Origin of the sequence: Pseudomonas sp. CAM1A (assembly GCF_047501685.1) — a bacterium.
In the GTDB taxonomy this organism is placed as follows: Bacteria; Pseudomonadota; Gammaproteobacteria; order Pseudomonadales; family Pseudomonadaceae; genus Aquipseudomonas.
In genome coordinates this window covers 258,177-267,808 of record NZ_JBFNXP010000003.1, presented here as the reverse complement: position 1 = coordinate 267,808, position 9,632 = coordinate 258,177, and the positions used below count along the sequence as shown (strand labels likewise).

The 9,632-nt window shown below is 63.1% G+C and carries 9 protein-coding genes; all 9 read right to left on the bottom strand.

Annotated features, from left to right (window positions below; all coding sequences use genetic code 11):
• Positions 1 to 45: 45 nt before the first annotated feature.
• Positions 46 to 429 (bottom strand): YkgJ family cysteine cluster protein, encoded by a 384-nt coding sequence (locus ABZO33_RS09675; protein ID WP_414535867.1) that lies wholly within the window; start codon positions 427 to 429, stop codon positions 46 to 48.
• Between the two features lie 232 nt (positions 430 to 661).
• On the bottom strand, positions 662 to 1,870 hold the full coding sequence (gene alaC / locus ABZO33_RS09670; protein WP_414535866.1) for an alanine transaminase: 1,209 nt from the start codon (positions 1,868 to 1,870) through the stop codon (positions 662 to 664).
• 220 nt (positions 1,871 to 2,090) lie between these two features.
• Entirely contained in the window at positions 2,091 to 3,851 is a 1,761-nt protein-coding gene (locus ABZO33_RS09665) for an isocyanide synthase family protein (RefSeq protein WP_414535865.1), read from the bottom strand.
• Between the two features lie 22 nt (positions 3,852 to 3,873).
• The gene (locus ABZO33_RS09660) at positions 3,874 to 4,560 is read right to left on the bottom strand and encodes an HAD family hydrolase (RefSeq protein WP_414535864.1); all 687 of its coding nucleotides are present in this window, start codon (positions 4,558 to 4,560) and stop codon (positions 3,874 to 3,876) included.
• An 11-nt stretch (positions 4,561 to 4,571) separates the two neighbouring features.
• On the bottom strand, positions 4,572 to 5,564 hold the full coding sequence (locus ABZO33_RS09655) for an L-tyrosine/L-tryptophan isonitrile synthase family protein (RefSeq protein ID WP_414535863.1): 993 nt from the start codon (positions 5,562 to 5,564) through the stop codon (positions 4,572 to 4,574).
• Between the two features lie 187 nt (positions 5,565 to 5,751).
• Positions 5,752 to 6,639, bottom strand: coding sequence for a heme o synthase (gene cyoE, locus ABZO33_RS09650; RefSeq protein WP_023629877.1), 888 nt, complete (start codon positions 6,637 to 6,639; stop codon positions 5,752 to 5,754).
• A gap of 11 nt (positions 6,640 to 6,650) precedes the next feature.
• Complete coding sequence (gene cyoD / locus ABZO33_RS09645; protein WP_414535862.1) at positions 6,651 to 6,983, bottom strand: cytochrome o ubiquinol oxidase subunit IV; 333 nt, start codon at positions 6,981 to 6,983, stop codon at positions 6,651 to 6,653.
• Complete coding sequence (locus ABZO33_RS09640) at positions 6,983 to 7,606, bottom strand: cytochrome o ubiquinol oxidase subunit III (RefSeq protein WP_023629875.1); 624 nt, start codon at positions 7,604 to 7,606, stop codon at positions 6,983 to 6,985. The genes cyoD and ABZO33_RS09640 overlap by 1 nt, the downstream gene beginning before the upstream one ends.
• Before the next feature lie 3 nt (positions 7,607 to 7,609).
• Positions 7,610 to 9,631: a cytochrome o ubiquinol oxidase subunit I gene (gene cyoB / locus ABZO33_RS09635; RefSeq protein ID WP_102682485.1), complete on the bottom strand. Its 2,022-nt coding sequence runs from the start codon at positions 9,629 to 9,631 to the stop codon at positions 7,610 to 7,612.
• Position 9,632 lies beyond the last annotated feature (1 nt).

The following is a 9,632-nucleotide window of genomic DNA, read 5'->3' as shown; positions in this document are numbered from 1 at the left end:
GTGCGCCGCTCCACAAAACCCGCCCCCCTTTGCGTCGATCAGCTATCAAGCGACCTCAGCGCCCTCCTGCGGCCAATGCGGCTCGTTGGCCCCCGGTGGGGTCAGTGGCGGCAGGCCATAAGCGGCACGGGCATCGTCGCAGCTGGGATTGTGTACACCGTTTTCCCAGGATGCTTCGAACTCGCGGCACGGGCTGGAGCGGTTCTCGTAAATGGAGCACGCCACTTGCGTGCCGATCTCCCCGCCCAGGCTCACGCACCGGCAGGGCTTGGCGTCGGTACCGATCATGGCGACGCGGGTCGGGTTGATCTGCACCACCAGATCGTCGGGCACCACGCCGCCGGCGGACTGGCATTCACCCCAGAAGAAAGACACACGAAAGTAGCCGCAGCAGGCGCCGCAGGTCAGGCAAGGGTTCTGTTCGGACATGATGGCCAGGGAAGGAGGTTGTTGTTATCGGGGCGAGCGCCCGCGGCGCTATTTGTAATCCAGGCGCGAACGGCTGAGAAGAGGGGGGAAGCAAAAAAAGATCGCCGCTGATCGGCGATCTGGAAGTCGTGATCGATATCGCCTGTACCGGCCCATCGCCGGCAAGCCGGCTCCCACAAGGTCCGGTGCCATCCTGTGGGAGCCGGCTTGCCGGCGATGAGGTCGGACCTGCTTACTTGCTGGTCAGCCCATCGGCCCGGAACATCTGGCGGATCCCGCGAATAGCCTGGCGGATCCGGTCCTGGTTCTCGATCAGGGCAAAACGCACATGATCATCGCCGTAGTCGCCAAAGCCGATCCCCGGCGACACGCAGACCTTGGCCTCGGCCAGCAGCTTCTTGGCGAACTCCAACGACCCCAGGTGGGCGTACTGCTCGGGGATCTTCGCCCACACGTACATCGAGGCCTTGGGGTTCTCGACCATCCAGCCCAGCTCGTGCAGGCCCTTGACCAGCAAGTTGCGGCGCTGGCGGTACTGCTCGGCGATATCGCGCACGCACTGCTGGTCGCCTTCCAGGGCGGCGATGGCGGCGACCTGCAGCGGGGTGAAGGTGCCGTAGTCGTGGTAGCTCTTGATCCGCGCCAGGGCGCTGACCAGCTCCGGATTGCCGACCATGAAGCCGATCCGCCAGCCGGCCATGTTGTAGCTCTTGGACAGGGTGAAGAACTCCACCGCGATGTCCTTGGCTCCCGGCACCTGCATGATCGACGGGGCTTTCCAGCCGTCGTAGACGATGTCGGCGTAGGCCAGGTCGTGCACCACCAGCACGTCGTACTGCTTGGCCAGGGCCACCACGCGCTCGAAGAAATCCAGCTCCACGCACTGCGCGGTGGGGTTGGACGGGAAGCCGAGGATCATCATCTTCGGCTTGGGGATCGACTCGCGGATCGCCCGTTCCAGCTCGTTGAAGAAGTCCACGCCCGGTACCAGCGGCACCGAGCGTACCTGTGCGCCGGCAATCACCGCGCCGTAGATGTGGATCGGGTAGCTGGGGTTGGGCACCAGGACCGTGTCGCCATGATCGAGGGTGCCGAGCATCAGGTGCGCCAGGCCCTCTTTCGAGCCGATGGTGACAATGGCCTCGCTCTCCGGGTCGATGGCGACGTCGTAGCGTTCCTTGTACCAGTTGGAGATGGCGCGGCGCAGGCGCGGGATGCCACGGGAGGTGGAATAGCCGTGGGTATCCTCGCGCTGGGCAACCTGCACCAGCTTCTCGACGATGTGCGGCGGGGTAGCGCCATCGGGGTTGCCCATGCTCAGGTCGATGATGTCCTCGCCACGGCGGCGGGCGGCCATCTTGAGCTCGGCGGTGATGTTGAAGACGTAAGGTGGGAGACGATCGATGCGCGCGAAGCGGCGCGGCGAACCGGGGTTGGCCATGTGTTCCTCGAGAGACGTAAGCGCCCGGAACCGTCCGAGCGACGCTGGCCGCTGCGGCGACCGACAAACAACATAATCCCGCCATAGCCACTTCGTAAAGGATAATTTCCTGTTTTATTAGATTTTTTCAGCCACTTCATTTGAAAAAAACGTAATTACAGTACCACCCTCCAGCAGGCGGTGCTTGCCGAAACACCGCCAGGCACCCCCGCCAAAGGGCTCAGTACACCTGCACCCGCCACAGTTCGCGCGCGGCCGAGGCCGCGCTCATCGGCAGGCGCCCGTGCAAGGTCTGGTAGTTGTCGATCAGCACCAGGTCACCCGCCTGCCATTCATGGGCAATCAGGCATTCGGGGTCGTAGACCAGTTCGTCGAGCTGGCTAATCAATGCCTGCTGGAAGGCTTCGTCATGCCCCTGCACCTTCTGCTCGAGGGTCTGCAACGACGACTGGCAGCCCTCCTGATAGCGCAGTACCCGCTCGCCGTTGCGCGGATCGAGGTCGACCAGCGAGTAGCTGCGCGGCGAGCCGCCGAAATAGGTCATGCGCGTGTAGTAGGTCAAGTCGATGCCCTGCCACTGGCGGGCGGTGCGCAGGCCCACTTTGCGCAAGGCGTTGCGGCTGTCGACGACCGTGGTCTGCCCCTCCCCCCGCTGCGGCGGCGTCTTGCAATACAGCATGAAGGTGTGGGCGCAGAACTTGGGATCGCGCTGCACCAGCGGATCGCTGTCGGGCAGCATGTTGAGGTCCCAATGCAAGGGCGTCTTCTCCAGCGAATGCACCACGCCTTGCGGCTGGTCGGCGGGCTTGACCACATGCACCTCGCCAAAAGACCAGCGGTAGATGGTGCCGAAACGCTCGCAGTCGGCGGCGAATGCCTGTTGATCGGTGAATTCACAGCCTCTGAGGCAGACAAAACCGAAACTGCGCACCAGGGCCTGCAAGGTCTCGGTGGACAGCCGCTGGAAGCCCAGCCCCAGCGGGTCGCTGACCAGCAGGCCGAACAGCGGGAGCTTCTGCAATGTGAAGTTGAAGCCCTCAAGCGCCTCGCCCGCTGTTTCATGAAACAGCCACGGCTGCCCCTGCCAGGTCACCAGCACATGCCGCGCGGGGTCGATCTGCGTACGGCCGCGCAGGGTCTGGCGACCGTCAAGCTGGCGCACCGGCACGGCATGCCAGGGGCTGGCGACATGATCGAGCCCCTCGGCCAGGGCCACGGTGAACTTGGGGCCCGCGTTGTCGTACTGGTGCACCGACAGGCGCACGTGCCCGGGGAAAAACCGCTCGACCGCCGCATTCAAGGCCTGGCCGCGCAGCATCATCTGGTAGGCCTTGTAGCTGATCTGGCGCAGGTGCTCGTCTTCGTCCTGCCCGGCCTGGCGGCACAGGCGCAGGTCGTTGTAGAGGTGACTGCACAACTTGTCGTGGGTCCGGCCCAGGGCCTCGTCGTGCTGGCACTGCTCGATCAGCGCCTCGACGTTCTTCCACGGCAGGCGGGCCTGCTTGACCAGGGTGGCGCGCAAAGCCTCGGCACTACTGGCCTGGGGGAACAGGTCTTCCATGCTTACCCAGCGGATGCAATGGGTCGTGCACAGGGTGCGCAGCGCCTGGTTGTAGGCGCTGCGCACTTCGTCCGGCACGCCGACGATATCGTTGAAGGTGGTGCCGTCGCTGAGAATCGCGATCTCGCAGCCAGGGGCGTGGAGCTCGGCGAGTTCCTGGGCGAGGCGGTCGAGGCGCTCGATGGCGATCACCTCGCCATGGTCGGGCAGCACGCCGAAGGTCTTGTCGCGATCATTCGGCGACTTGCACGGGAAGCCCGGCAGCACCATGCGCAGCGGCTCGCCGCTGTCGAAGCAGCGCGCCAGGTCTTGAGCCAGGTGCGCCCTGCCCGCTTGGTCGAAGCGGTCGTCTTGGGCCTTGAGCAGGTAACCGTCCAGCACCTGGCCGACGGCTTCCATCCAGCTGTCTTTGTCTTGCATGTCGTGTCTTCCTTGAGAACGGCTACAGCGAACCGATTGGCGTTGCGGATTGGCTTGCACAGTGGCGCAGCGCACGGAGCAGCTGCAGGGGTTGCTGGCAATGGAACTGCGGCTGCTGCTCGAGCAAGGCATGCCACGCGCCGTAGCCCCAACCGACGGCGGCAGCGGGCATGCCGGCGGCCTTGGCGGTCATGAGGTCGATGGGGGTATCACCGACGAACAGGCAGTGGCCTGGAGCGATGCCCAGCCGCTGGGCAGCCTGCAGCGCGATATCCGGTGCCGGTTTGAGCCGCTCGCCAGGCCGATGGCCCAGCACCGCGCCAAACCGTTGCGCGGGCAGCAGCCCTTGCACGACTCGCTCGGCGAGGGTGTGGGCCTTGTTGGTGACGACAGCCATGGGCAACCCTTTGCCGGCAATCGTCTCGATCAGTGCGATACAACCCGGGAAGGGTCGGGAACGCTTGACCAGGTTGTCGTGATAGCAGCTGCTGTAGTCGTCATGCAGGCGTTGGCGTTGCTCGGCGTCGAGGCCGATTGCGGCCCGCTCGAGCATCGCCGATACACCGCCGCCGATCATGCCGCGCACCTCATCCGGCTGCAGCGTGTGCAGCCCGTGCAGGCTCAGCACATGATTCAGGCACCAGGCGATATCAGGCAGGGTATCGACCAAGGTGCCGTCCAGGTCGAACAGAACCGCGCGTATGTCCATTGGCGCCACCCTCACTGCGCGCTGGCGTAGTGGCAAGGCCGGCCACGGCGGAATACCAGCCGGCTGTAACGCTCATCGACATTGCTGCGCCGGTCGAGGGTCACCACGCCACGGCGCTTGATCGCCACCGAATGCCAGGGGGTGCGCCACAGGTCGCTGGTCGGCACCAGGCGGATGCCGATCTTGCTCGATACCGCCAGCTGCGGGTGGATCGACAGGCGCAGGCAATGCGGATAGCGCTCTTGCAGCAACGCACTCCAGGCCTCGCTACGCTGGATCACCCGCTGGGAGGCGGGCTTGGCGGCCTTCTTCACCGCGTTCATGCTCATGCCTTCGAACTCCACCAGCCCGGCGTAGTCCTCGGCGAGGAAACGATGGATGCCGCAGTACATCAGCCGCATGTGCTCCTCGTCCTCGAAGCGCTGCTGCAGGGCGCGCAGCGACTGGCCATGCTCGATCATCAGTTCTTCGCGCATGGAGTCCAGGCAGCCCAGTTGCGGATAGGCATCCTTGAGGTCGAACAGGGTGAAGCGGCCAGGATAATGCTGGCCGGCATAGCGCTGGATATCGTCGGTGTAGGCGTGGACATGGGCATCGGGCACCCGCACCAGGTCGGCGAAGACATAGCCGTCCGAGCAGATGTGAATGACCGCACCGGGGGCATGCAATGCGCGGATTTCCTCAGCCAGGCGGTTCAGCTCGTCGATAGCATGGTGCTCTGCCAGGTCCGGGAGCGGGCCGAGGGTCTTCTGGCGGTTGGGCGACTTGCCGGGAAAGGCCGGGAGGACCATCTCCACCGGCAGGCCGCGCTCGACGGCCTGCAGCACCTTGGGCAGGTGCGGGGCGAGCACGGCATCGTCCAGCGCGCCATCCTGCCCGGGGGCCAGGCTGCGTCGACGAAACAGGCATTCGAGGATGGCCAGCGCGGTAGCGGTGCTGGCAGAGGCATGGCGTTGGCGCGGCGAAGCAGCGCACGCCGAAGGAGCGAAGCTCGATTCGGTCATGGAACAGTCCCTTGTCATGTTGGTCGACCCGTATGGGTCGCGGCCTACCTTGGCCTGCAGGTCATCCTGACCTGCGGCGCATAACATCCGGCAAAGGGCATGGCGCTGTCAACTGCCCTTCGAATGAATTTTCCGAGACAAAAAAAACGCCCCGGCAAGCCGGGGCGTCTTGTGCAGCAGCGTTGTTTCAGCGTGCGTAAGTCATCAGCACGTCGGCCGCGGTCTGGCTGTCCACGCCCATCATCACGCTCAGGGCGGTGACGGTGAGGATGGAGAAGCCGAACACCTTGCGCGCCCACTTGCTGTCGTCCTCGGCCTTGTAGCCGCCCCAGGCCATGTACAGCCAGTACAGGCCCATGGCGGCCGCCACGGCGAGGTAACCCAGGCCAGCGTAGCCGCCGAGGGTCAGCATCAGGGTGGCGAGGACGAAGGCCAGCACGTACAGCACGATCTGCTTCTTCGCCGCGAGGATACCGCGCGCCACCGGCAGGACCGGGATGTTGGCGGCGCTGTAATCCTTGAAGCGGAAGATGGCGATGGCGAAGCTGTGCGGCATCTGCCACAGGCTGAACATCACCAGCAGGGTGAACGCGGCCAGGTCGAAGCTGTTGCTCACGGCGCAGTAGCCGATCACCGGAGGCATGGCACCGGACAGGCTGCCGACCAGGGTGCCGTGCACCGATTTGCGCTTGAGCCACAGGCTGTAGAAGCCGACGTAGACCACGAAGCCAACCAGGGCGCAGAACGCCGACAGCGGGTTGGCCTGGACATACAGCAAGCTGAAACCCGCCACCCCGAGCAGGGTGGCGTAGATCAGCGCCAGGGGCAGCGACATGCCGCCCTGGACCATGACGCGGTTCTTGGTGCGCTCCATCTTGTGGTCGATGTCACGGTCGATGCAGTTGTTGAACACGCATCCGGACGCGACCACCAGGGACGTACCGATCACCACCGCCAGGAACAGGGCGAAATCCACATGCCCCTTGGCGGCAAGGAAGAAACCGCCTGCCACGGAAAGCACGTTACCGAAAATGATCCCCGGTTTGGTGATTTGGATAAAGTGCTTCACGGACATGCAGTCTTACCTCACTTGGCCAGCATTTCGAAGTGGATGCTGAACATGATCCACAGCGACAGGCCGACCAGCAGTGCAATTACCAGTACGGTGAACAGGAACGTCGACACGTTGGAGCGCTGCTCTTTCGAGCGGTCCATGTGCAGGAAGTACACGAGGTGTACCACCACCTGGATGATGGCCATGGCCACCACGATCAGGACGGTCAGGTTCTTCGGCAGGCTTGGGTACATCACCAGGCCGAACGGGATCGCGGTCAGGATGATCGACAGTACAAAGCCGATCATGTAGGACTTCACGCTACCGTGATTGCCTTCGTGATGAGTGTCGTGTGCGCTAGCCATTACAGAACCCCCAGCAGGTAGACGACGGTGAATACGCAGATCCAGACCACGTCGAGGAAGTGCCAGAACAGGCTCAGGCAGCTCATGCGGGTCTTGGCGGTCGGCGTGATGCCGTGCTTGTTGATCTGGTACATCATGATTGCCATCCAGATCAGACCGGCGGTCACGTGCAGGCCGTGGGTACCGACCAGCGCGAAGAACGCCGACAGGAAGCCACTGCGCTGCGGGCCGTAGCCTTCGGCGATCAGGTGATGGAACTCATAGATTTCCATCGCGATGAAGCCTGCACCGAACAGGAAGGTCACAGCCAACCAGCCCAGTACACCTGCCTTGTTGCCGGCGAACATCTTCAGCATGGCGAAGCCGAAGGTGATCGAGGACAGCAGCAGGAACGCGGTTTCGACCAGCACGAAGTCGAGCTGGAAGATGTCGTGACCCGACGGGCCGCCGGCGAAACCGCCGGACAGCACCGCGTAGGTGGCGAAGAGCGACGCAAACAGGATGCAGTCGGTCATCAGGTACAGCCAGAAACCGAGTACGGTCATCTGGCCCGAGTCGTGGTGGTGGTCATCGTGCGCATGGTCATGACCATGCGCACCACCGTGGATTACTTGACTGGACATTGATTACACCCGTTCAAACGATTCGACACGTGCGCCGCCGGCAGGCAGTGCACCAGCGTTGGCCAGCGCTTTCATGCGCTCGCCTTCGATGCGCGCCACTTCTTCGGCCGGCACCATGTAGCCCTGGTCGTCACGCGCGGCGTGGCGAACGAAGACAGCGATGGTCGCAACCAGGCTCGCACCCACCAGCCACCAGATGTGCCAGATGAAGGCGAAGCCGAACACGGTCAACAGCAGGCCCATGAACAGACCGGTGGAGGTGTTGCTCGGCATGTGGATCGCTTCGTACTTGGCCGGAGCTTTGTACGCGGCGCCGGCTTGCTTGGCTTCGTGCCAGGCGTCCAGGCCAACGTGCTCAGGCATGTGAGCGAAGTTGTAGAACGGAGGTGGCGACGAAGTCGACCATTCCAGGGTACGGCCGCCCCATGGGTCGCCGGTGACGTCCATGTTGTCCTTGCGATCGCGAACCGAGACGTAGATCTGGATCAGTTGGCAAGCGATACCGAACAGGATCAGTACGGCGCCGACCACGGCTACGTACAGGTAGGGTTCCCACAGTGGGTTGTCGGAGTGGTTCAGACGACGGGTCATGCCCATGAAGCCCAGGGCATACAGCGGCATGAACGCTACGTAGAAGCCGGAGATCCAGAACCAGAAGGCAGCCTTGCCCCACTTCTCGTTCAGGGTGAAACCGAAGGCTTTCGGGAACCAGAAGGCGAAGCCGGCGATGTAGCCGAAGACCGCGCCACCGATGATCACGTTGTGGAAGTGGGCGATCACGAACAGGCTGTTGTGCAGAACGAAGTCGGCACCTGGAACAGCCAGCAGAACGCCGGTCATGCCACCGATGGAGAAGGTGACCATGAAGCCCAGGGTCCACATGATCGGCGCGGTGAAGCGCAGACGGCCCTGGTAGATGGTGAACAGCCAGTTGAACAGCTTCACACCGGTCGGAATGGAGATCAGCATCGTCGCCAGGCCGAAGAAGGTGTTGACGCTGGCGCCGGCACCCATGGTGAAGAAGTGGTGCAGCCAGACCGCAAAGCCCAGGATGGCGATCGCGCCCGATGCGTAGATCATCGAGTGGTGACCGAACAGGCGCTTGCCTGCGAAGGTCGAGGTGACTTCCGAGAACACGCCGAAGGCCGGCAGGATCAGGATGTAGACCTCAGGGTGACCCCACGCCCAGAACAGGTTGACGTACATCATCGGGTTCCCACCAAGCTCGTTGGTGAAGATGTGGAAGTCCAGATAACGGTCAACAGTCAGCAGTGCGAGTGCGGCGGTCAGGATCGGGAACGAAGCGACGATCAGCACGTTGGCCCAGGTGCAGGTCCAGGTGAAGATCGGCATGTCCATCAGCTTCATGCCAGGGGCGCGCATCTTCATCACGGTGACGAGGAAGTTCACGCCGGTAAGCGTCGTACCCAATCCGGATAGCTGTAGCGCCCAGATGTAGTAGTCGACACCCACCCCAGGGCTGTACTGGATACCCGCAAGCGGCGGATAGGCAACCCAGCCGGTCTTGGCGAATTCACCAACACCCAGCGAGATGTTGACCAGCAGCACGCCTGCCAGCAGCAGGTAGAAGCTCAGGGAGTTCAGGAACGGGAAGGCAACGTCACGTGCACCGATCTGCAGCGGAACCGCGAGGTTCATCAGGCCGGTGAAGAACGGCATCGCCATGAAGATGATCATGATCACACCGTGGGCGGTGAAGATCTGGTCATAGTGTTCAGGCGGCAGGTAGCCTTCCGAGCCACCGGTGGCGGCGGCCAGCTGGGTACGCATCATGATGGCGTCGGCGAAGCCGCGCAGCAGCATGACCATAGCGACGATGATGTACATCACGCCGATTTTCTTGTGGTCGACCGTGGTCAGCCACTCGGTCCACAAGTAGGTCCACTTGCGGAAATAGGTGATGGCACCAACGACAGCGAGACCACCGAGCGCGATCATGGCAAGCGTCACCATGACTATCGGCTCGTGATACGGTATCGCCTCCAGAGTTAATTTACCGAACATC